Below are 24,408 nucleotides of genomic sequence, written 5' to 3' on the forward strand. Positions count from 1 at the left end.
ATATAGAAGTACGTAATGGCGAAAATGATAAAAGGTGCAGCAAACATTTCCCAGTTTGAGCTCAGTACTAAGTAGTGTTGCATTCCATCAATTGCGAGAGTAATTGTGCCAGTGGTTAATATCATAAATTACAGAGCGTGTTGACCTTTGCTGCAAAAACGTACCGAAAAGGTCAACATGCTCTTGATAGCCCAGAATTTGCCTTATGTTCATGCTCATAACCTACTCTTGAAGAAAGGGCTGACAGCCCTTTGAATATTTATTCGTCAGAGGTGGAGGTTATGCGCTCAGACAATTAAGCTGTTTCATTGCAATTTACTTATGCATTTAATTCTCGAATGGGAAAGCTAAATGTGTGAAACAAAGTGACTATATCTACTGGACCTTGGGATGTTTTCGGGTCAAAAAGAGGAGAGAGCTTGATTGCGAAAAGGGTAGTAAGGTAAGTAAAAAGAGCCAACACCCGTGGTGAGTGTTGGCACTTAAGCGATTAGAAACTGATGGTTTCTACTTTAATGTTTTTTGACTGCGCTTGCTGCATGAAGTCTTTTATCATTTCCTTCACATCAAAAGCGACGGATTTTGTGTTGGAAAAATCCAGTACTACTTTTGAATCGCTTGGAATTGAATTTAACTTCTTCAAGATACGCGGCTTGTTGAAGAAAGATACATCCTCTGCAAGGGTAATGTGATGCGTAGTTGCACCTTCTTCGTCGCACACCATCTCTTGGAACTGATAGTCGTTGCTGAAGCTACTTTTCAAGGTAAAGAATACACTTATGCCTAATCCAGCAAATACACCAGTGAGAAGATCTGTAAATATCATCACTACAATGGTTGTAATGAACGGTAGGAACTGCTCCCAGCCATTTTGGTACATTACTTTGAACATAGCAGGTTTAGTCAACTTATAGCCAACCACAATTAGAATGGCTGCCAATGATGCAAGCGGGATCATGTTCAATAAGAACGAGATACTAAGCACAGCAATAAGCAAAAACAAACCGTGAAGAATGGCAGACACTTTTGTTTTGCCACCAAATGCAATATTCGCTGAGCTTCTTACAATCACTTGCGTAATTGGCAATCCACCGATAAGACCTGAAATGATGTTACCGACACCTTGCGCTTTAAGCTCTTGGTTAGTGGGCGTTACATTCTTTTTGGGGTCGAGCTTGTCAGTGGCTTCAACACACAGCAACGTCTCAATACTTGCTACAGCAGCTAGCACAACCGCGATGGTAAGCACTTCAACACTGAAGATTTGTGAAAAATCAGGGAATGCTAATTCTTTGGTGAAGTCGCTAAAGCTACTGATGTTTGGCAGTGACACCAATTGGCTTGGATCCATCGGCGTGCCGCTGCTAGCTAAAACATAAGCTGCAAGAATACCTAACAGAACTACAACAATTGGGCCTTGTATCAGTTGAAATATTTTATGACGCGGAACAAGAAACTTATCCCATACCACTAACAAAACAAGCGATACACTTGAAATAGTAATGGCAACAGGAGACATTAAGGACAGCGCATGCTCTATAGCCGAAAACGTATTTTCTCCGTTTGCGTGAGAGAAGGCTTCTTCGCCTAAAAAGTCAGCGTGCCACCCAAACAAGTAAGGAATTTGCTTTAAAATTATTAGCAAACCGATACCCGCCAACATCCCCGTGATCACTGATGTTGGAATGAAGTAAGCAATAAAACCAGCGCGGGCATAGCCCATAATTAATTGAATTACCCCAGACAGTACAACGGCAGCTAAGAAGACTTCCCAACTACCTAGACTGGCTATAGCGTCAAATACGATGACCGCTAGTCCTGCGGCAGGACCACTAACACCTAAGCGTGACCCACTTAATAAACCGACGACTACGCCACCAACGATACCTGCGATAATTCCCGAAAAAAGTGGCGCTCCAGATGCTAGCGCGATCCCAAGGCATAGCGGTAATGCTACGAAAAATACCACTATACTTGCAGGTAAATCACTTTTGATTTCACTAAAAGATAAATCAAATTTTCCCATAAAAAATCCGTATTATTTGTTTGCAACAAGTTTTGACTGAGTTTCAGCGTCTTCAATTGGTGTGAATTTACCTATGCTCTCGTCGTAACTTAGTACTTCTGCAGTTTCTATGTTGTAGAACCAACCGTGTAGCTTTACCTGACCTGTTGCAATTTTGGCTGCTACTGCTGGGTGTGTTTTAAGATGTTGTAATTGCTGAATTACATTTTCTTCAGTAACTAACGCGATATGATCAGTAGCGTTTAATTCGCTACAGCCACAGCGTTCTTTAACTACTTCGGTGGCAACGCGGCTATGTCCCAGCCACTCTCTAACATGCGGCAAAGAGGTTAGCGCATCAGGGTTGATTGCACCTTTCATGGCACCGCAGTCTGAATGTCCACATACCACAATGTGACTAACGCCCAATGCCGCTACGGCAAACTCGATTGATGCTGTCATGCCACCAGTTTGGTTGCTATGAGGGGGAACAATATTTCCCGCATTACGACAAATGAATAACTCACCCGGTTCTGTTTGCGTAACCAAATTAGGGTCAATACGAGAATCAGAGCAGGTGATAAACAATACTTCTGGGCTTTGGCCGTTGGCTAACTTTTCAAATTCAGCTTTTTTGGCAGGAAAAACTTCTTTCTGGAACTTAGAAACACCATTAATTACATGATCCATCTCATTACTCCTAAATCTAAAATTCTGTTTTTTAAAATCGTTCTAAAATCATCTTGCCTGATAGTAGTATAGATTTATAGTTATCTTGGTGATAGCTTTTGACTATCAATGTAAAAAATATGTATCCTATGTCATGTTTCTGATTTTACTGCGTTAATTAATTGTTAAGTTCAATTTTTTATTAAAGCTTGAACTTGTTTTTTTGTTATATTGTCGCGTAAAAGGCTGTTTAAAAAAAATACGCATTTTGACTGGAAAAAGACCTGATTGGTGATGTTTTTGGTTGGAATATGGTCAGTTGAAATTGTTTTGATGATAGTCACTCTTAAAATTAGGGTTAAGGTTGAGTGCTTTTTTAAACTCTACTCGAGATTTTTCTAGTTGACCCATGAGAAAGTGAGCATATGCAAGGCTATCGTATGCTTGGGGGGCTTTAGGGAAAAAGTGATTTAGCATTTTGATGATCTCTAACCCGTCTTCATGCTGGCCATTTTTTATTAATGCTAGTCCTGATTCATTAATAGCTTTTCCAATAAATTCACTGTAGCCAGCTGTTTTGTAGCTTGTTTTAAACTTCGCTTTAAATTCATTGGTGCCAAGGGTTTTGAATTGTTGAAAAACAAAGTGTTTAGCGGGCAATGTAACAGAATTTACTTCCTCGCCTTTGAAAATTTGTGCAAGTCGGTTCGATATTCTTTCTGCTACTAATTCATCGCTGTTCGCTAGAACAACAATCGTCAGTTCGTTCTCTACCAAGAGTTCAACAGCTGCACTGACACCAGTACCGCCTCCGAATGCTGTAATATGGGATGGTTGGTTCCCAAAATAGGCGTTAAAGGCTGGCCCATTTCTTTTTAGCAACTTATTGGAAAATACAAGGGTTGTATAAAATTTATCTAGCGCGTCAGTTGTCGATTCGATGCCTCCATCGGGGCCAGATACTTCTCGAAATAAAGTCTCTTCCAACGTTCTATCCATTGTGTAGTGGTATCGCTTCGACTGACATTCATCGAAGTCATTTGTGGACAGTGAGCTAGTGTCATCACCAATCACACTAAATATGCGAGAGTTAAGCAGTGATGAGAATGATGTTCCTGTGACTTTCTCTAAAATGGCTCCCAGTAGGATGTATCCATAGTTTGAATATCTGTAGTCGCTACCAGGGATGAAAAGCAAAGGTGAGTCTTTAAGAAGTGCAATCTTCTTAGTTAGCGTGTCAAAAGCTAATGGGTTACTCATATACTCTGGTGTGAAAATATCACCAAAACCAGCTTGGTGCTTTAGCAAGTGCTCTATGGTAATGCCTTTAACAAGTGAGTCCTTTAAACCTAAGTCAAACGTTGCAATTTGGTCAGTTAAGGCAAGTGTGCCTTCTTCAACCAACTGTAGCGTGAGTACTGCGGTATAGTGTTTCGCGATAGAGCCAATATTGAAGCGGGTACAGCTACTGTTAGGTTGTGATTTTTCTCTATTAGCCCATCCAACGGATGTTTCAAAAATAACTTCGCCTTTGTGAGTGATAAGTACGTTGCCAGAGAACCAATTCAACGTTTCATATTGTTCAATAATGGCCTCTGTTGATTCTATAAAATGTGAAAACTGGGAAGCATGTTGATCAGTTTCAGCGTTACTGTTTGTTGCTATGGCGGCTGTGAAAACTAACAGTGCGTATTTGGCTATCCTAATCATTCTTTTTCCAATCTAGATGTTTAGTTAGATATTCTCAGTGCTACGTTGAACAGCACAACCTACACAAAAGCAACGTTAAATGTACCTTTGTCACTTTGTAACTTAGCACTATTTTTTACTTTTGTTCCAACACTCTAACAAAGCGACCGACAGATAACTGTGCACAGCGTATAATTTTTATTGCAGAACGTGCTACTTGAGCGCTGCATAATTTGAACGATGAGTATTAATTTGTATACGCTGTGCATATTGTTAGCTTGCGTACTCTACTACTTTAAGCGCTGCACAATTAAAGGAGTAGCTCTAGCATGACACTTAGTTCAAAATCGTATTTAGTGATTGGTTCAACAGGAAAAACAGGTAGACGCGTTTACAGCAAACTCAAAGCGTTAGGATTGAATGTAAAAGGTGCAACTAGAAATGGAGAAGTGCACTTTAACTGGCAATCTCCAGAAACCTGGTCTGCTTCACTTATCGGAGTAGATGCACTTTATCTGACATACTATCCTGATCTCGCCATACCTCGAGCGCCCGATGACATAGCTAAGTTTTGCGCACTAGCAAAAATTAAAGGGGTTGAGCACATCACTTTACTGTCTGGTAGAGGGGAGCCAGCCGCTCAAATTTGTGAGGAAATTGTTCAAACATCAGGGCTTAATTACACAATTGTACGAGCAAGCTGGTTTAATCAAAACTTTTCTGAGGGGATGTTCGGTGATTTCATAAAAAGGGGGACTATCGCTTTGCCCGTAGGTGGGGTTACAGAGCCCTTTATTGACGTGGACGATATTTGCGACGTTGTCGTGGCTTCATTAACTAATGACAAGCACAATGGTCAAATGTACGAAGTGACGGGACCTGAGTTGCTTAGCTTTTCTCAACTAGCCGAAACCTTTTCTCAAGTTCTTGAAAGGGCTATCTCATTTAAGCAAATTACACCTTCAGAGTTCGTACAAAGCTTGCAGGCTAACCATGTAGACACAGATGCAATTGCTATGTTGTCATACTTGTTTACTGAGGTTTTAGATGGGCGAAATGCATTTGTCGCTGATGGTGTTCATCGGGCTCTAGGCCGACCACCAAAAACGTTTCACGCTTTTGTAACTGCAAACCGATCAGTATTTAGGTAACGCTATGATTACGGGAATAAGTATCATGGAGATTGTAGAGTCGCTATTAGAGTTGTCTATGATAGTGATGGTAGGTCTTTACTTCATCTTTAGTAACACAATAATGCGAACGCTTGCTAATCGAAGTGATGGAGCTTGCGTTATGAATGATATCAACAAAGATATTTTGAATCCCGTCTTCCTAGGGGTCTTTGTTCTGTCTGGTGTAGCGGGGTTGTATTTTCTTTTATTTGAATCTAATGCAAAGTCCGTAGCAGGAGGGATTTTTTTCATTGGAACCACTCTGGTAACAGTAACTAGGAATGTCCCGTTAAATAATCAACTTAGAGATTCGTCGGGGGATAAGATCACACAAGTATGGCGAAACTATCTCGATAAATGGGTATTTTGGAATTACGTGCGATCGGCAAGTGCAATAATCGCAGGCTTTTTGTTGGCGCTCTAGTGCGATACTCGTCACTCTTAGGTTACATTGGGTTACATCAACTGTTTCGCAAATAGAAAGCGGATATATTATTCTAACTGAGTATGCATGTACGCATTAAACGGAGTGACCGTGGAATTTGACTTTAAAAGAAGATTAAACACGCCAATTCACGATGAGCCCATCGGTAAATTACTTGAAAGCCTGCATATGGAAAGCGTTTTTTTTACTCAGTCTTCTTTGACTTCACCTTGGGCTATAAGTATGCCACCAATTCACAATTGCATGATGTTCCACTTGGTATTATGTGGAGAAGCTGAGTTTTGTGAAGGCGCGTTTAATGAAAAACTCGGGCCGGGTGATTTCATTCTTTTTCCCAAAGGAGAAGGACATACATTAGGTGATGGTATTTGCCGAGCTTATACACCTCTGAGTGACTTACCTATAAAAGCCGTAACTGACCGTTTTGAAACGCTAACCTATGGCGGATTGGGAGAGAGAACGCAAATGATATGTGGGGTAATGCTATTTCAACATCCCCTTGCCATTAAATTGCTAGGTATTCTTCCCACTCACATTGTTATAAAGAACGAAGAGAAAGCGGCATCGAATGTAGTGACTAAACTGAGCCATCTACTTGAAATTGAAACCAGTGAACTTGATGTCGGTGCTGAAGCAGTTATTGCGCGATTAGCGGATATTTTAGTGGTTACCGCAATGCGCCAGTATTTGTCTAAATTAAGTGAAGACGAAACGGGCTGGCTAGGCGCATTAGAGGATGATCGAATTGGAAAGGCATTAACGATAATTCACGACAACCCAGAACATCATTGGGGTTTAGAGGAATTAGCGCGCAATGTGGGAATGTCTAGAACCAGTTTTGCGCAGCAGTTCAAGCGATTGGTAGGTAATACCCCAATGGAGTATTTAACCGAATGGCGAATGTCATTGGCTTATTCAAAACTGCAATTGACGAAAGATACTATGTTGACCATTGCGTTAGACATAGGTTATCAATCTGAAGCGGCTTTTTCTCGCGCCTTTAAAAAAGTTATGGGCAAAACTCCAAACGAAATAAGAAAAGCCTATCAAGCTCAGGTTAACCATTAATACCTAAAACAGGCCAATTACGTTAATTAACAGGAAATACCTTGCTAAGTATATCGCTAGGACCTTTCTCGATTCCTACATCGACAGCATTATCTATACTCTTTATCATAATATTTCTAAGTACTGCATCTATACTTGGCAAAGCACAGCATGACCACAAGCGGGTTACCGACAGTGTATTTAATGCCGTCATTATCGGCTTCATAACTGCGCGTTTGGTTTTTGTTATATCATTTTGGGAAATATACCAACAAAGTTGGTTGTCAATTATTGATATTAGAGATGGCGGATTTAAAAATAGCGTAGGCTGGATTACGGGGATCGCGGTTTTAGTTGTTTCAAACCAAGGGCAGCGGTCCTTAATGAAGCACTATATAAAAGCGAGTTTATTGGCCTTGGTTGTCGTTCTGCCTCTTTACGTTGCAAATGTCGTATCAACGCAAAACAAGAACTATTCTGATATTGTTATTACGGGTATCAATGATAAACAGGTGGAATTGGGTGAGTTTAAAGGTCGGCCGCTTGTTATTAATATCTGGGCTTCGTGGTGCCCGCCGTGTAGACGAGAAATGCCGGTGCTTGAGGCTGCTCAAAATGAAAGTCGTCATATTCAATTTGTATTCTTAAATCAGCAAGAAGCGCCAAGCCGAGTTCAACAGTTTTTATCAAAAAATACACTGCATTTAGATAATGTCTTCTTTGATTTTACGGGAGAAGCTAGCGCGCGTTTAGGTGCATTTGGACTGCCTACAACGCTATTTTTTGATGCCAATGGAAAGTTAATCGCAACTCATATTGGTGAATTATCAAGTGCCAGCTTAGCCTATTACCTTGAGCACACAGATTTAAAATAACTCCACAGTGTTTAACTCTTCCTCTGGAAGGTCATCATCGTTTTCAAGCAGCTGTTGAAGTTTGGCTATCACTTTTTCTAGTTCTTGTGAGTTACTATTTTCCTCTATCACTTCATACGTAAAGTCGGTACTTTCTTTAAATATGGCTAGTAGCTCAGCCTCTTGGGTTTCTGTTAAGTCATATTCAAAAATCTTATTTTCAACCGCATTGATAACATCTGTCATGGTGTCAACAATCGCTTTCATGGTTATCTTGTTTCGAAGCTTTGCGTTTTCCTGCGTCGCTTGAAGTGAAGAAATTAGCAGCTTCACCTCTTGCTCTTGTGAGAATAGCTTTATACGTGAACCTACCGCTTCTAGCATTATAGCTAGATGATCACGCAAACGCCCTGCGAAGGCTTTATCATCGGGCATGTTCTTCACTATTAAAGTGAAATGAGGATAATTTAAAAACAGTCGATTATTTTGCGTGAAAATACGCTCTGAACTACTTAAACGGCGAAGCAATTCTAATTCTAACGGCGGTAATGTACCTCCCGTACTTTCTACTGTACTAAATTCATGGTCGTCAATAGTAAAACTAGATCGTACCGACGCGCTTAAACCGAAATCAGAAGCAGCTTTAACGATTAACTTACACAATTTTTCAACTGAGCTCGCCGCATTGGCCGCTCGTAAGAAATTAACAAGGATACTTTGTTCAGAGAGTTCAGTGATAATGCCCTTAATGGCTTCATCTTGCTTTGAGGATGCGTGCTTTTGCTTCCTCTCTTCACGCACTCTGTAAATGGCTTTCAGCGCTTTTACTTGCAATTCCTGAATGGCAACTGGCTTGACCAAAAAGTCACTGGCGCCTACTTCGAAACCTTTAATGCGGTCATCTAAGTTATTGTTAGAACTATAGAAAATTATTTCTGTTTCGGTATCTGAAAACAACTCTCTCAGCCTTTTACAGACTTCAAAACCATTGATTTCAGGCATCATCAAATCTAGGATGACTAAAAAAGGAGGCGATTCAAGGTTCTCTGCATATTGAAGTGCTTCAAGGGGAGATGAAAACAAAATCGGATTAACGTTTTCAAGTGCGTGTGCAATTGTCGCCAAGGAAATCTCGCTATCATCAACCACCATCACATCGTAATTACTCACAAGACCCCCAGTTGTTCCTTTATTTACCAGCGTAAAACTGCAGCTTGTTTTTACAGTTTAGCCTATTATTTGCCTTTTGACTTAAACAGTTTCTTTGAAACAAAAAGAGACTCATTCTCTTTTGAAGGTTAAAAATAATTAATGTAATAATGGCTTAAAGTGGATGAATCTTCAATTAGACTTTTTGGTGTTTTTTGTAATAGTTTCGTATGATTTTTAGATATGCTTTAAGGTCGAATTAAAGCTAGGCTTTTAGTTGTGATACGCTATCCAAGACAACTTTACTGGGGTCAATATTAAATATCACTATTACAACGTTTGGATATACTTTTAAGCCGCTGCGTTGGTTTTTATAGCCGTGTTTATTTTTTCAAGCAGGGCGTTGATGCTAAAAGGTTTGTGTAAAATCATATTCTCAAGGCCCCGTGTATTCTTAGTTTTTGAGAAGCCAGTAACTAAAATAATCGGATAGCTGTGTTGGTATCGATGTATTAAATCGTGGCCCTGAATTTCGCCAGGCATGACTTCATCGGTGATAATGATATCTACAGGTTGTGCTGCATTATCTAAGTATTTTATCGCATCATGTGCTGAAGCGAAGTCTATGACACTGTGACCGTTATCTTCCAATAATTTTTTGTTTACACTTAAAACGTCGACCTCATCATCGACTAAAACAATGTTGAGTGATCTTGTATATTGGTTAAAGCCCAAACTGCTTATGTTTGTAGATGTCGAGGCAGAATAAGACTGCTCGGAAATAGGGATCCAAATAGAGAAGCAGGTTCCTTCATTAACTTTAGAACTAAGAGACAACCCATAGCCACAGCGATTCGCAAAGCCATAAACCATGGATAATCCTAGTCCCGACCCCGTTTTCGTGAATGTTTTGAAGGGAAGGAAAATATCTTCAAATTTATCTCGCGGTATACCTATGCCATTGTCCTTAACTACAAACTTGATGTACTTACTGGCTTTGTGGGGCGTAACGGCAAAGTAATCTTCATGTTGGTTAACCGTGTTTTCAATCGTTGTTCTTAATGAAATAGTACCGTGATGCGTTATGGCATTTCGGGCATTTAGTACCAAATTTAGAATGGCATCTTCTAAATCGTACTTATTAATCTTCTCTTTTATGTCGTAGTTATTGTCCCACTCAAGCGTAATGTTATTTGTTATCGCCTCTTGAAGAAGAGGGTTGAGGTCGTCGTACAATTCTTCAAGTGTGACCATCTCCATCTTTGATGGTGACTCTTTGCTAGTTTTAAGGAGTTTGGTGGTTAGATTTGATGCACGCGTTACCGCAGACTGTATTTTTTCTATATAAGGAGACAGAGATTCATCTTTATTTTTTATTGATAATAACTGCTGATTACCCGATACAATCGCTAGTATATTATTAATGTCGTGTGCAATACCCGATGACAATGAATTGGTGACTTCATTGCGTTGTATTTTTGCGAGTGTGTCAGCGTGCTCTTTTTTCTTTGATATATCACGGGTGACAGCGACCATTTCTGTAATTTTACCTGACTCAGGATCGCGATAAGGTGTGGCCATTTGGTGCATCCAACGTCGTGTACCGTCAAGGGAGATTATTTCAAACTCTAAATCAACGGTTTCACCTTCGAATACACGGTTGACCGCATCCTTAAAATGCTCGTGATACTCAGGCGTAATCAAGTCGAGTACTGACATGCCTCGGATCTTACTTATACAGTCGACACCGACCAAATCGAGGCCCGCTGAATTCATCGACTTTAATGTGAAATCTTTATCTACACTCTTAATGCATTCTGTTACCGAACCTACAATAGCCAATAACCGGTTAGTATCGCGAGCATACTTAGAGAGTGCTCTATCCACGGGCATGAATATGCAAACCATAACCAGTAAGGTTAGAAGGAACGAGAGAAGTGTCAAGAACGTTATAATGTTTGATGTAGAAATGTTTCTGTCGATAATGAAGCTTTCAATCTGAGTAACCGCACTGTCAAGTTCGTTAAACAATGACTCTAGCTCTACCTTTAATCGGCTGACTTCTGAAGATGGCGTATCTCTTTCCTTGAAGACGATTGCTTCAACTACGGCTGAATTCAACCTCTCATTAAGTGCAGAAGGAGATCTGACATAGAGGTCTTTAATTAATTGGCGGAACGCTTCACCTTGCGCTTGCTGTAAAGCAATTTGTATGCGCTTGATGTCAGATTGCACTTTTCTGAGCTCTGGTGTCGTGTCGGAAGAAGAAGGGGGCAAATTCAGCAAGTTCATGACTCTTAAATCTAAAGAGCGTAACTTTCCTGCCTCATTTACAATGTGCGCTTCATGTTTGTTTGTTTCTTCTATTTCATGAAGTATCCAAAGTGAAGTAATCGAACTTAAAAATAGTATACCGACTAGAAGCGTTAACCTAAGCCGCGTTTTCTTGGCCAGGCTAATTGAGTTTCCAACCATGTTCATTCAATGCTCAACATTTTCAAACTTTCGCACTAAGATTAGCTTTTATTCAAAACTTAGAAAGTATACTTTTGTCTATAAAATAAACAGGCTGTAGGGCGTCCTTATTAAAATGGTAGGTAATTATTAAGCCGCATTACACGATTTGTTAGTATTAACGCACAGTGATATGTGACGATTATTCACTTCAATAACACCTTTTTGCGATAGGTTTTTAATCAATCTGCTGAGTGTTTCTACGGCGACACCTAAATAGTTAGCTAGATCTGTTCGAGACATACTGAGCTCAATACCATTTGAATCTTTGGGAACTCCACTTTGTTCGGCTTTCAAAAAATTGAGAAAGCGCTCTTCGGCTTCGAGTTTTGACATTTCTGACAAAGCACGTTGTCGTCTTACCATACTTGTGCCGAGTAATTCGAACATTAGAGGTGCCAGAGCGGGCGAGTGAGCAAGTGCGGTGTCAAAGTCTTTTTTCGATACTTTATATATGCGACTGTATGTCATAATTTGAGCCGTTTCTTGGTAACTGCCGTTACCGAAACCACAAAGACCTATTACATCGCAAGGGTGATAGAACTCAAGCACTTGGGGCGAGTTACCAGTAGTTTTACACTCGGCTTTTGCTGAGCCTTGGCACATAATGTAAAAACTGTCAAAAGTCTCCCCTTGTTTAAACAAAAAGTTACCTTTTTCTGGTGTTATCATCGTTTTCTCTAGTTTCTTAAATACATCATTATTGGCTTTACAGCTTTGTGAATGTGGGCACAGCTTACAGATATCTATTTTTTCGGGTGATCCCATTTTACGGTTCCTTTGCATAAAAATTGATAACGACTGTTTGAAACGTCTAACACAAAGATAGACCATAATTTTGTATATCGTTATTGTGAGCACACGGGCTCTAGTTCTAAGTAAAAACCACAAGTGGCTAGAAGGAATGTCTCAAGTCTCAAAAGGTACCGCTACAGTGTCCGATGTAACGGTATTTCTGATTTATAACGACGAGTTGTTGTGCGAAACTGGGGGGCTAAAGTTGGGAAGTGTAGGTCTTCGCTGTTAGGTATTCTCAATAGCCATCACTTTATATTGCCAATAAATTTATGACTGGTTACTGGTTGTGCCTATGTCCTAATTTATAATCTCGAACCACTACCGGTCACGTTTAGGTAATCAAAAACCGTTTTAGCAATGTTGTCTAGATGGCAAACCGTCATGGCTGCCCCAAGTTTTATTGCTTCACCCGGCATACCAAATACCACGCATGAACTTTCATCTTGCGCTATGGTGTAAGCTCCACTTTGTCGCATATCATAAAGGCCTGCTGCGCCGTCTTTCCCCATACCTGTCATGATAATACCAATGGCATTTTTACCCGCTGTTTTACTTACTGTTTGAAATAAAACGTCCACAGAAGGCTTATGGCCGCTTACGCGATCGCCATCAATAAGCACTGTTCGGTAGTCTGCACCACTTTTCTCGATCCCAAGGTGAATATCTCCTGGAGCAATATAAACATACCCAGGCAATAATCGTTCACCACCTTTAGCTTCAGACACGTTAACTTTGCACAGGTTATTTAACCGTTCTGCAAAACTTCTAGTAAAACCTGGTGGCATGTGCTGAGTAATGACCACAGCAGGCGCGTTAGCCGGCAAGGCAAGTAAGAAAGCTTTTATTGCTTCAGTACCGCCGGTTGACGCCCCAACCGCAATAATTTTCTCAGTACCGCTAATAATACTTTGTTGCTTAACTGTCGCTGGTGTTGATGTTCTTCGTGCAACTTTTGAAACGGCCGCAGTGCGTACTTTTTCTAAAATAATTTGACGGTACGCTTCAATACCTTCAGTAACCCCTATTTTGGGTTTTTCGATATAATCAATTGCGCCAAGCTCTAAACACTTAAGTGTTGCGTCGGCGCCTTTCGCTGTTAATGTCGAAATCATTAGAACAGGAGTAGGTCGCGCCTTCATAAGTTTATCTAAAAAAGTAATACCATCCACTTTGGGCATTTCTATGTCTAAGGTAATTACATCAGGGGTAAATCGATTCACCATGTCTCGTGCGGCATAGGCATCAGGCGCCGTACCCACCACCATCATGTCAGGCTCTTTTGAAATAATTTCCTTTAGTAGGCTTCGTATCAACGCTGAATCGTCGACGATGAGAACTTTTATCACTAGTACTCCTAAAACAAATCTATACTAGGTGTGGTTTGAGAGGATTGCTTCATACGTAAACGGTACTCGCTTTCTCTGTCTAGAATAGTTGTGTTATGTAATGATTTGAGTTTTTTTATGTTTACTGTTCCGTTATAAGGCATGAAGTAAACTTTTCTAGGGTATGTTTGCAGTACATCACTTGCGAGAACAGGGATTTGCTCTCGTTGAAGATAGTCGAAAGTGAAGTCTACGTTTCGTTCTCCAACATTGTTGAGCATAAAACCCTTCATAACATTCCCGCCACCGAACACTTTAGCGACCAAGTTGTTACGCTTTGCCCCTAGTTTAAGCATCTGGTTGATGAGAACTTCCATTGCATAACCGCCATACCTAGCAGATTCTGAAATCAGTGAATCTCGCTGGCTTTGATCATTGGGTAAAAGAAAGTGATTCATACCCCGTATATTATTCTGAGGGTCAGATAAACAAACTGATACACAAGAACCTAACACCGTCACTATCATGGTGTCGTCGCTAGTGGCATAAAACTCTCCAGGCAGAATTTTAACGGCCTCCAATTTAAAATGGTTGTCGAAATAGCGGTTGGCATAGAGTTTTAATTCTGGTCCATCATTCATTGTTATGCTTCGACCTTCCGGTAAACCGTTTTTCCAATCGGTTTTACCAATGTGGACGCATTGAGGAAGCTTTCTGAGTGTCCTGCAAAATAAAGTCCGTTGTTGGATAAATGAGATACTAGCTTTCCAAGTACTGCCATCTGTGTGGGTCTATCAAAATAGATCATTACATTTCGACAGAAAATAATATCGAAATCGTTGGGCAAATTTGGCCAAGCGGCATCGGTTAAATTAAGTTTGTCGAAAGTAATCAACTGACGTAGTTCAGGTACTACTCTTGCTTTGCCGGCGTTGCTCCCAACACCGCGGTGAAAGAACTGTTTTAGCCTGGTCGCGCCTATTCCTTGAACGCGTGGCATTGGGTATACGCCAGCGCTAGCGGTAGCAAGTACATTACTGTCGATATCAGTTGCAATTATCTCCACTGGCGGGTTCATGGTGCCATAAGCTTCTGCCGCACAAATCGCAATAGAGTAGGGTTCTTCACCTGTACTACTAGCTGCACACCAAATTCGCTGTTTTCCCTTCGTTTGCACAAAGTGGTTATGTAAGATATCGAAATGATGATTCTCTCTAAAAAAAGAGGTGAGGTTTGTAGTTAGGCCATTTATAAAATGCTCTATCTCTTCTTCATTACTCGACAAGAAACGCAAATAGTCTGAAAAGCGATTCATTTTCAAGGCACGCAGCCGTCTTGCTAGACGGCTGTACACCATAGAGTCTTTACTATCAGCTAATTTTATTCCAGCTACTTTATAAAGTACGTTACGTACTTGATTAAAGTCGTCCTGGCTAAAATGAAACTCCCGAACATCATTGCCCATTAGCCAATTCCCCTATCAGAAAGACTCCCATTCATCTTCTTCCGGTGTCGAAGGTCTAATTTGCTTGCTCTTTTGAGGGGCCGATTTTTTGGCCGTTGTAAGAGGTTTTACATTGCTAGGAATTGAAGCTCGGATATTTTGATGACTTGGCGCATTGTCATCTAACTTAAACGCTGCAATTTGACTTGCCATATTCTCAGATTGCGCTTGCAAGCTTTCCGCAGCCGCCGCAGCCTCTTCTACCAATGCCGCATTTTGCTGCGTAACCTCATCCATTTGAGAAACGGCTTTACTCACCTCATCAATGCCTGAGGCTTGCTCAGATGAGGCAGCTGCAATTTCCGCCATGATGTCGTTTACGCGTTTAATAGCGGTAACAATTTCATCCATGGTTTTACCTGACTGTGTAACCAGCTCGTTACCATTTTCGATTTTATTCACCGAGTCAGAGATTAGCGATTTAATGTCTTTTGCTGCGTCAGCAGAGCGTTGTGCTAGCGATCGCACTTCTGATGCAACAACAGCAAACCCTCTTCCTTGCTCACCAGCGCGAGCAGCTTCTACCGCAGCATTTAGAGCCAAAATATTAGTTTGGAAAGCAATGCCATCGATAACACCAATAATGTCTGAAATTTTCTGTGCCGATTCGTTGATTGACCCCATGGTTTCAACCACTTTACTGATGAGGCCGCCGCCATCAACAGCTATGGTTGAAGCTTGCGATGCTAAGTTGTTAGCCTGATTTGCATTTTCAGAGTTCAGTTTCACCGTGCCCGTCAACTCCTCCATACTGGAAGCAGTCTCTTCAAGGCTAGACGCTTGTTCTTCAGTTCGGCTAGATAGGTCTGCGTTACCTTGTGCAATTTCCGTCGCTGCAGTGCTAATTAAGTCAGCTGCACTGCGTATTTCTGAAATCATTTCGCATAAATTGCTGATGAACATAGACAGCGCGTCACCAATTTCTTGAAATTCGCCTTCAAATTCAACTTCTACCTTGGTGGTTAAATCGCCTTCGGCAAGCTGTAATAATATGCGTTTTATTTCGTTTACTGCGACTACTCGTGGTGTCACATTGGTGGCATATTTAACCACGCCAGTAACCTGGCCAGTTGGACTCATGATAGGGTTGTAAGACCCTTGGATCCAAATCACGTCACCACTTCTACCAATGCGCTTGAATTCTCCTGATTGAAACTTTCCGTTCTGCAATTCGCGCCATAGCTGACTGTATTCAGCACTTTGATGATCTTTAGGGTCGACGAAGATTCGGTGGTGCTTACCTTTTATCTCGTCTAACGAATAACCCATGGTGTCTAGGAAGTTTTTATTGGCACTTAATATTTCGCCAGTAGGAGTGAATTCAATAACGGCTTGTGAGCGGTCAAGTGCATCAAGCATGCCGCTTTTGAGAATTAGCTCACTTTGATCGAGCCATTCAACACAAGTACCAATATTTTGACCATTATTGTCAAAAAGTGGCATTAGTGTAAGCCTGAAATTCAATGAGCCAACGGCGATGGATGACACCATAACCTCTTTTAAATTAGCCAAGATGTTTCGTTGATGAGAGGGGTTCTTGTGGAAAATATCAATATTCTTGCCAATAAGATTGTCGGCAGAAAATTGGGGCAGGGCTTTTCTAAGTTCGTCCTCAGACTCTTTCAATAGCTTTAATACCGCTCTATTGGCGTAGACGATATTTCTGTCAACATCGGCAATCATGAAACTAGTAGAGCTCATTTCCAATGCTTGAATCTGTCTATCGGTATTGATAGACGATTGATTAGATGATTTGAATAGATTTAATACACTCATGGGGTTACTCCTAGCCTTCCTGATTGCTTGAGTCGAACAGAGCCAGTGAATCACTGGAAATGAGACTCTCAATATTTACAATAATGACCATTGAATCTTGTACTTCAGCTAGGCCATGTAAGAATTTTGTATCAAATGCCACGCCAAATTCTGGGGGAGGTTTGATGTCGTCAGACGATAGCTTTATAACATCAGACACTGCATCGACTACAATGCCCACAATACGGTTACAAACGTTAAGCATGATTACAATCGTAAATTCATCATAGGAGGCTTCACCCACGTTAAATTTAATACGCAAATCCACAATAGGGACAATGTCTCCTCGCAGGTTCAAAACGCCCTTTATGAAAGGTGGTGCATTAGCAATTTTGGTTACTGGCTCGTAACCGCGAATTTCCTTTACCGCCATAATATCAAGAGCATACTGTTCTTCTCCTAAGACAAAGCTAAGAAATTCTTGCTCTGTTTGTGAAGAAGAGTCAGTTTGCATGTTTTTATCTAGCGTATTATTCATGCTTTTTCTCCGTCGCCTCTGTACTTACGTCATCGGCAAGTGATTCCACATCGAGAATAATGGCGACGTGTCCATCTCCCATAATTGTGGCTCCTGCTGCTCCGGGGACGCGTTTATAGTGTTGTTCCAAGCTCTTTATTACCACTTGCTGCTGTCCTAACAATCTGTCGACCATCAACCCAAAGCGTTTCTTACTGCTTTCTATCAAAATAATGATGGCTTCTGTGGGTGACTGAATGGCACCATCTATATCCATTCGTTTTGATAAGTTTAATATTGGCCAATATTTATCGCGTACCCACAAAAGGGGTTCGTTAGAGATAATGCGAAGCTGTTCCTGTGAAGGCTGAATTGATTCAATGATGGCAACAAGTGGGACGACGAACACTTGATCGCCTGATGCGACACACATACCATCCACAATCGCCAAGGTGAGTGGAACCGAGATGTTGAAATTCGTACCAAGCCCTGGGGTTGATTCAATACTAATACGGCCGCCAATACTTTCGATATTTCGGCGAACCACATCCATACCTACACCTCGTCCTGAGATATCCGTGACTTCTTCGGCAGTTGAAAAGCCTGGCGCGAATATCAATTGCCATACTTCTTCATCGCTAATATTGTCTGAGACGGGAATGTTATTTTGGCGTGCTTTATCGAGTATTTTGCTTTTGTTTAAACCTGCACCATCGTCAATAATACTTATGACAATATTGCCGCCTCGCTGACTTGCAGCAAGAGTTATTACACCACTTTCACTTTTTTCGTTTGCCGTTCTTGTGTCGGGCATTTCTATGCCGTGATCAATACTATTGCGCACCAAGTGTGTTAGGGGGTCAACCAACTTTTCAATTAACCCTTTATCAATTTCGGTGTTGCCACCCTCTATTTTTAACTCTACTTTCTTACCGAGTTTGTCAGCCAAGTCTCTCACTAGGCGCGGGAATCGGTTGAATACAAAAGAGATGGGCAACATGCGCATCGACATGACGGCTTCTTGAAGTTCTCGAGTATTTCTTTCAAGCTCCAGTAAGCCTTGTTCTAACTTGTCCTTCGCCAATGGTGTTTCACTGTTGCCTAGTACATTTAACATAGACTGGGTTATAACAAGCTCACCAATTAAGTTTACCAATAAATCGACCTTAGCCGTGTCGACCCTAATTGATTTGTTTTCGACTGTAGTAGGCTTCTTAACTTGTGTTGCTGCAGGCGTTGAGGCGGAACGTGCCTGCTTATTATTTGTATCGACTTTCTGTTGAGGCGAAGGTTGTCGAGGTGTTTTAGCCGTATCGGTTGGCTCATCAAAGAACCCGAAACCAGCATCTTCAGATGGTGCTGGCTTTACTGTTTCGGTATCAAAAAAGCCAAAGCCATTGTCCTTTACTGGTTCAGCCTTTTCCTCTGCATCAAAGAAGCCAAAACCAGCACTGTCGTTCGTTTCTTTTGCGCTATCGGTTCCGTCAAAGAAGCCAAATGCTTCAGTGTGTTGGCCTGAAGTGGTTGGTGAGTCAAAAAAACCAAAGCCATCGTTGTTGACTTCCAGTTCCGATGAAGCGCTGTCAGCATCAATCGTTTCTTCCAGAAGGTTAATTGCTTGATCTATTTCTTTTTGATTAATTGGCTGCCCTGAGCGGTAATCGTTGAGTATGTTTTTAAGTAGATCAGTAGTACTGAGTAGTTGATTAATGATTTCGGCAGTAAGAACCTGCTGCCCATTTCTGGCTTTGTCTAGAAGGTTTTCCATAACATGGGTTAACCCTCCCAAACCATCGAAACCAAAAATGCCACTTCCCCCTTTTATGGAGTGCGCAGCGCGAAATATACTATTGAGGGACTCGGTATCAGGGGATTCCAAGTCAATCTCCATCAACAATTGCTCCATGGTATCGAGGTGTTCTTCACTTTCATCAAAGAAGACCTGATGGAACTGCTCGATATCTATTGACATAAAAATGCTTACCCAAGTACTTGTGCGACGAGTTGCAATAGTCTTGTTGGATCAAAGGGCTTAACCATCCAGCCTGTTGCACCAGCGGCTTTACCTTGACCTTTAATATCGGCACCCGCTTCGGTGGTTAATACAATGATAGGTGTTTTGCTAAAGGCGGCCATTGCACGAAGTGACTTAACTAATGTAATGCCATCCATATTAGGCATGTTTACATCCGTTAATACGAAATCGAACGTGTTGTCTTGGCAAATGTCGAGGGCCTTCTTGCCGTCTTCTGCTGCTGTGATATCGTAGTTGGCACTTCGCAATGTTACTTCCACCATTTGTCTGATAGATGGGGAATCATCAACAATTAAGATCTTCTTACTCACTCAAATCTCCTTGATAGAACTTCTGCACATAAAGTTGTATTGAACCATACTCATTGTCAACGACAAATACGACTTGTGACTAATTGTGGCTAATTGTGACTACAAGAATATGAATTGTGTTTTGGTGGTGAAAAGTATAGACCTATCAATATATTGGGAAGGATTTAAGTTCAAGAAAATTGATATAAGTCAATTTTCATCGCGATCGCAGTCGTATTGCACGATGATTGCACTATATTCAGTAAGATAGAAAAGAATTTACCAGCGTTTTTGATGGACCATTATTTTGAAACAAACACTGTTAATAGCTGATGATGAAAGTGAAATTAGAGAAATTCTTCAACTGATGTTCGAGGAAGATTTCGACTTACTTTTTGCTAAAGATGGCGAGGAAGTCATAGCACAGATAAATAAGGCCCCAGCACTAATCATCTTGGATATGCATTTACCCGGAAAAACCGGCATTGAGATTTGTCAGCATTTGGCAACGTTAGACGGCGATAAGCGCCCACCTGTTATCGCGATTAGCGGTGATACGTCCGACAGTCTTGTTAAAGAGGCTTACGAGCTTGGCGTAAGCGATTATATCGGCAAGCCCTTCGACATCGTGACGTTACATGAGCGGGTTTTACGTTTTTACGCGATATAAAGGCAGTAAAAGAGCTTCAAAGGAAAGACAAAGAAATAGAAACGGTAGCGCAAACTGCCATGAAGCAGGCGGCATCATATGGAAGAGCATTAGAGTTAGTTGCAGTGCTTAATGACTGCAATACGCCAGAGGAAATTATGCGCGCAGTTGCAAAAAATATGATGAGCCAGGACTTGAAAATTGCAATACAACTGCGCTCAGACACCGAGACCTTTAACTATGATGCTGACACCGAGGAGTGTTCAGCAATTGAACTTCAGGTTTTCGAAGTATTGAAAGGTCATGGCCGTATATATCATTTTGGTAGGCGTACTATTTTTAACGATAATCACGTCTCAATCTTGTTTAAAAACATGCCCTTAGAGGGGACATTCTTGTTCGATGCCATTTTAGATGTGGCAGCGAAATTAATTCTTGCGGTGAATTCTCGTTTCTTGTCCATATTACAAAATCAATCGTTGTTGGAAACGCGGAATAAACTGAGCGCCGCCCTTGATATGGTAGCGAAGGGCATAAGCTCTATCGAAGAGGAACGCCGCGAATTGGTTGAACAAATTGGATTAAAAATTGGCCTTAGTTTCCATCAGTTAGATATGACTGAGGAGCAAGAGCAGTTTTTTGCCAAATTAGTAGAGACCGAAATTAGAAGTAAGGAAACGAGCAGTGGCCTAACGCAGCTTCAAGCATTGATCTCTGAATGTGTTGAAGAAATGGTGTTAGAAGAGGGAAACGAAGCTGAGAGTAAAACAGATGAGCAGCCTGCAGGCGCGGATAATGATATTGAGTTGTTTTAATTTGTCGTTGAATTTACTTGTTTAAAAAATCATATCCTTCAAAAACAAGGTAGCCTTGGCAGTATCACGTTAATATCTGCTATATCGGAGGTTTTGGTGTCGCATATTTTAATTATCGAAGATATTGAGGATATTGGAAACTCCTTATGTGACTTTGCCAGTGTTGCGGGCATGCCAAGTAAGTATTACGCCGAGTTTAGCCGTGTTCCTGTAACGGACCTGGATAATGCATCACACATTATTCTCGACCTCAATATGCCAGGGTTAGATGGCTTAGACGTTCTCGAAGAATTGGGCAAGTATAAAGTAAAAGTGCCAATTATATTGTGCTCTGGTGTAAGTGATGATGTTATTGAAAGCGCAGCCGATGTGTTAAAAGCACTCGGGTTAGTTTACGGAGGAAAGCTTCCAAAGCCTTTTACCTATGCTCAATTTTTGACGGCCATTGAAACGCCTCAGATTGAAAGCTGTTTACAAGCCAAAGTAAGTATCGCACCTGAAGCTTCTACTTTAACACGAAGTGAACTAGAACAAGCCATAGAAAAAAACTGGTTTTACTCGGTTTTTCAACCGCAAATAGATGTGAATAATGGCAGTGTGTTTGGTGTAGAGTGCTTAGCGCGTCTTGCGCATCCCTCAATTGCATCATGTGGTCCAGATGAGTTTATTGCTAAGCTTGTTGAATTCGATTTAATTGATGTTTTTACAGAAAAATTCCTCATACAAGCGCTAAGAGAGCTTCAAGCAACAGGTTACCCAAAAACCAAGCGTATCGCGTTTAATATTGATCCTAGTTCCTTGTGTAAGGAATTTTTGAGCAAATTGTGTGAGTTGGTGTTAGAGTCCGATTTTCCTGCATCACAAATTTGTTTTGAAATTACAGAGTTATTTGAAGTCGATTTAACTAATGAAATTAAATCTGCGTTGACTAAGCTTCGTATTCATGGAATTCATGTTTCTTTAGACGACTTTGGAACGGGATTTTCAACAATTCACGAGCTTGACCAACTTCCCTTTAGTGAGCTGAAAATCGACCGCGCTTTTGTTTCACAAATTACAAATCGAACAGGAACCTTGTCCATAGTAAAGCACACTATTGCTTTGGCCAAAGAGCTCAATATGTTGGTGGTCGCTGAAGGTATTGAAACTGAAGAGCAAATCGCCTTACTGCAATCGATGGATTGCCAATATATGCAAGGCTACTATTTTTCTAAGCCCTTAGAGATTGATGCGTTGATGGCTTTTATGTTGGAACTCGATGCAAAAGAGTTTAAAAATGCTTAATTTGTTTTGCATTTTACATTTATAAGTTGATGTTATGAACAGTAAATCCATGCGTTCTCCTATTGATGTGAACAGCAACTCATTCGTACAAAGTAGCTTATTACTCACCGTTGATGTTGACCTGAAAATAATAGAATTAAGTAATAATTGGCAGCCCGTGATGGGCTATTGTGCAGAGGAACTCATCGGCAAGCATATAAATGTGATGTTTATTTCACCTAGCGAGGACGACATTTACCGCTGCCTCGATGAGACCGCGGTAACTCAGAATGAATGCACGTTGGATACTGAATTGAGACACAAAAGCGGTGATATTATCAAAGCCCGCATCCAGGTACATTCTATTGCGGGAGGGGCGCCTGAACGCCTGACCTTATTAATAACAATTCAATCTGAACTTCACGATTCTGCTTCTGAGCAAGAGTACAAGTTATTTGCGAAGGCAGCCAAGTTAGGAAAATTTGGTTTTTGGTCCATCGATTTACGTACCTCGAAGCTATTCTGGTCAAGTGAAATTTATTCTATTCATGGCGTGGCACAGGGGTCGTACACGCCAACAATGAAAGATGCATTTGTTTTTTGTCACCCTGATGATCGCAGAGAAGCACAACGCATTGTTTCTAATGGTATTGAAAAGCGCTTGCCATGGAGCTTTAAGGTTCGAATTGTTCAACCAAGTGGCGATATTCGCATTGTGCGTTTTCACGCAGAGTTTGATTTCGATCAGTCCTCTCAAGCAACAGAAGTGTATGGTATTTGTTTGGATATTACTGACTACGAAGCGCTAAATGAACAAGTTGAGTTGTTGTCAGAAGTTGCGGAAACTTCAATCACGGGCATCACGATTTGTGATAAGAATAGAAATTTGATGTGGGCGAACAAGAAATTCGAGGAGATAACGGGATATTCGCTTTCTGATGTTCAAGGTCAAAAGGTAGGGGGATTTCTGCAAGGGCCCGGTACTGACCCTAATACGATTAACGAAATTGGTCGGCTGTTGGATATAGGTAAAAATGTAGATGTTGAGATCCTGAACTATACCAAAGAATGCATTCCCTATTGGATCCACTTACTTATCTCACCGGTGAAACGAAAAGGAAAAGTAAGTCACTATGTGGCCATTCAGCACGATATTACAGAGCAAAAGCGGCAGCAACAGATGCAGGCGAGGGGCTCTAAAATGGATGCGGTTGGACAGATGGCTGCACGTGTGTGCCACGACATTAATAACATTATGGCTATTATTTCGGGGAACACTCAACTATTAAGGCTTCAAGACCCAAGTGAAAAAGCGACCAAGTTTTTGGGGAACATTGAAATGGCAACGGCGAGGGCGTCTTCAGTGACCAAAAAGTTGGTTAAGCTAGTTAAAGACGAAAATCTTTCACCTGAGCTTATCTCTTTGAACAAAGAAATTAAAAATATTGTTGATGCGTTGCCAGAAGATTTAAAAGGTGAAACATCATTCCATTTTAATTTTGATTATAAAGACCCTCTTTTAGTGAAGAAAAAATCACTACTTGAGTCTGTAAAGCAATTGATTATTAATGCCATTCTAGCGACAGATAAGGTTGGTGAAGTAACAATAAATACACGTGTTTGTGCTGGCTTTGACAATACTTGTAGCAGTGCAGTACTTTCTCCAAAACTAGGTAAGGAATATGTACTCATTTCAGTAAAAGACAACGGAATAGGTATAGCGCCTGATGTTATCAATAATATTTTTGACCCTTTCTTTTCGACCAGAGAGAGAAAAGATGGCGCGGGTTTAGGGCTTAGCTTTATTTTCAATTTTTGTGCGAAAGAAGAAGCTGGATTACAGCTGACAAGTCAAGAGAATAAAGGAAGCGAGTTTACAATTTGGGTTCCTAGGTTTGTATAAGGTTTTGTTT

At 40.9% G+C, this 24,408-nt stretch carries 21 protein-coding genes; 8 read left to right on the forward strand and 13 right to left on the reverse strand.

All coding sequences use genetic code 11. The annotated features are described in order from the left end of the window. Positions 1-490: 490 nt before the first annotated feature. From EYR97_RS01475 to EYR97_RS01485, 3 genes are all read right to left on the reverse strand, one after another. Entirely contained in the window at positions 491-2,026 is a 1,536-nt protein-coding gene (locus tag EYR97_RS01475) for a SulP family inorganic anion transporter (RefSeq protein WP_131092065.1), read from the reverse strand. A 12-nt stretch (positions 2,027-2,038) separates the two neighbouring features. After that, positions 2,039-2,695 (reverse strand): carbonic anhydrase, encoded by a 657-nt coding sequence (locus tag EYR97_RS01480; RefSeq protein ID WP_131092066.1) that lies wholly within the window; start codon positions 2,693-2,695, stop codon positions 2,039-2,041. A 294-nt stretch (positions 2,696-2,989) separates the two neighbouring features. Beyond that, entirely contained in the window at positions 2,990-4,384 is a 1,395-nt protein-coding gene (locus EYR97_RS01485; protein ID WP_131092067.1) for a serine hydrolase domain-containing protein, read from the reverse strand. Positions 4,385-4,692: 308 nt separating this feature from the next. Between EYR97_RS01485 and EYR97_RS01490 the strand changes: the two genes are divergently transcribed. The 4 genes from EYR97_RS01490 (at position 4,693) to EYR97_RS01505 (ending at position 7,902) form a co-directional block, all read left to right on the forward strand. Next, positions 4,693-5,514, forward strand: coding sequence for an NmrA family NAD(P)-binding protein (locus tag EYR97_RS01490; protein ID WP_131092068.1), 822 nt, complete (start codon positions 4,693-4,695; stop codon positions 5,512-5,514). Positions 5,515-5,656: 142 nt separating this feature from the next. Further along, a complete protein-coding gene (locus EYR97_RS01495; RefSeq protein ID WP_307722605.1) occupies positions 5,657-5,959 on the forward strand; it encodes an anthrone oxygenase family protein in 303 nt (100 codons plus the stop codon). Positions 5,960-6,070: 111 nt separating this feature from the next. Then, entirely contained in the window at positions 6,071-7,048 is a 978-nt protein-coding gene (locus EYR97_RS01500) for an AraC family transcriptional regulator (RefSeq protein WP_131092069.1), read from the forward strand. Between the two features lie 41 nt (positions 7,049-7,089). Beyond that, positions 7,090-7,902, forward strand: coding sequence for a TlpA disulfide reductase family protein (locus EYR97_RS01505; RefSeq protein WP_131092070.1), 813 nt, complete (start codon positions 7,090-7,092; stop codon positions 7,900-7,902). On the opposite strand, the gene EYR97_RS01510 is transcribed toward EYR97_RS01505, so the two are convergent. From EYR97_RS01510 to EYR97_RS01555, 10 genes are all read right to left on the reverse strand, one after another. Then, the gene (locus EYR97_RS01510; protein ID WP_131092071.1) at positions 7,894-9,051 is read right to left on the reverse strand and encodes a response regulator; all 1,158 of its coding nucleotides are present in this window, start codon (positions 9,049-9,051) and stop codon (positions 7,894-7,896) included. The two genes, EYR97_RS01505 and EYR97_RS01510, sit on opposite strands and share 9 nt — an antisense overlap. A gap of 330 nt (positions 9,052-9,381) precedes the next feature. Beyond that, positions 9,382-11,322, reverse strand: a complete 1,941-nt coding sequence (locus EYR97_RS01515; RefSeq protein ID WP_165477957.1) for an ATP-binding protein — start codon at positions 11,320-11,322, stop codon at positions 9,382-9,384. A 312-nt stretch (positions 11,323-11,634) separates the two neighbouring features. Beyond that, entirely contained in the window at positions 11,635-12,312 is a 678-nt protein-coding gene (locus EYR97_RS01520; protein WP_165477958.1) for a Crp/Fnr family transcriptional regulator, read from the reverse strand. Positions 12,313-12,644: 332 nt separating this feature from the next. Further along, a complete protein-coding gene (locus EYR97_RS01525) occupies positions 12,645-13,688 on the reverse strand; it encodes a chemotaxis response regulator protein-glutamate methylesterase (protein WP_131092074.1) in 1,044 nt (347 codons plus the stop codon). Between the two features lie 8 nt (positions 13,689-13,696). Then, positions 13,697-14,308: a chemoreceptor glutamine deamidase CheD gene (gene cheD, locus EYR97_RS01530; protein WP_131092075.1), complete on the reverse strand. Its 612-nt coding sequence runs from the start codon at positions 14,306-14,308 to the stop codon at positions 13,697-13,699. Positions 14,309-14,310: 2 nt separating this feature from the next. Beyond that, a complete protein-coding gene (locus tag EYR97_RS01535; RefSeq protein ID WP_131092076.1) occupies positions 14,311-15,132 on the reverse strand; it encodes a protein-glutamate O-methyltransferase CheR in 822 nt (273 codons plus the stop codon). A 15-nt stretch (positions 15,133-15,147) separates the two neighbouring features. After that, positions 15,148-16,947, reverse strand: coding sequence for a methyl-accepting chemotaxis protein (locus EYR97_RS01540; RefSeq protein WP_131092077.1), 1,800 nt, complete (start codon positions 16,945-16,947; stop codon positions 15,148-15,150). 10 nt (positions 16,948-16,957) lie between these two features. Next, positions 16,958-17,464: a chemotaxis protein CheW gene (locus tag EYR97_RS01545; RefSeq protein ID WP_131092078.1), complete on the reverse strand. Its 507-nt coding sequence runs from the start codon at positions 17,462-17,464 to the stop codon at positions 16,958-16,960. Beyond that, positions 17,457-19,415 (reverse strand): chemotaxis protein CheA, encoded by a 1,959-nt coding sequence (locus EYR97_RS01550; protein WP_131092079.1) that lies wholly within the window; start codon positions 19,413-19,415, stop codon positions 17,457-17,459. The genes EYR97_RS01545 and EYR97_RS01550 overlap by 8 nt, the downstream gene beginning before the upstream one ends. A gap of 8 nt (positions 19,416-19,423) precedes the next feature. Further along, positions 19,424-19,789: a response regulator gene (locus tag EYR97_RS01555; protein ID WP_131092080.1), complete on the reverse strand. Its 366-nt coding sequence runs from the start codon at positions 19,787-19,789 to the stop codon at positions 19,424-19,426. A 286-nt stretch (positions 19,790-20,075) separates the two neighbouring features. Between EYR97_RS01555 and EYR97_RS01560 the strand changes: the two genes are divergently transcribed. The 4 genes from EYR97_RS01560 (at position 20,076) to EYR97_RS01575 (ending at position 24,398) form a co-directional block, all read left to right on the forward strand. Beyond that, complete coding sequence (locus EYR97_RS01560; RefSeq protein WP_131092081.1) at positions 20,076-20,438, forward strand: PleD family two-component system response regulator; 363 nt, start codon at positions 20,076-20,078, stop codon at positions 20,436-20,438. Between the two features lie 59 nt (positions 20,439-20,497). Continuing rightward, positions 20,498-21,232, forward strand: a complete 735-nt coding sequence (locus EYR97_RS01565; RefSeq protein ID WP_131092082.1) for a hypothetical protein — start codon at positions 20,498-20,500, stop codon at positions 21,230-21,232. Positions 21,233-21,328: 96 nt separating this feature from the next. Continuing rightward, a complete protein-coding gene (locus EYR97_RS01570; RefSeq protein ID WP_131092083.1) occupies positions 21,329-22,516 on the forward strand; it encodes an EAL domain-containing protein in 1,188 nt (395 codons plus the stop codon). Between the two features lie 34 nt (positions 22,517-22,550). Continuing rightward, positions 22,551-24,398 (forward strand): PAS domain-containing sensor histidine kinase, encoded by a 1,848-nt coding sequence (locus EYR97_RS01575; RefSeq protein ID WP_131092084.1) that lies wholly within the window; start codon positions 22,551-22,553, stop codon positions 24,396-24,398. The last annotated feature ends 10 nt before the right edge of the window (positions 24,399-24,408 follow it).

Source organism: Alteromonas sp. KUL42 (genome assembly GCF_006538325.1).
Classification (GTDB): domain Bacteria; phylum Pseudomonadota; class Gammaproteobacteria; order Enterobacterales; family Alteromonadaceae; genus Alteromonas.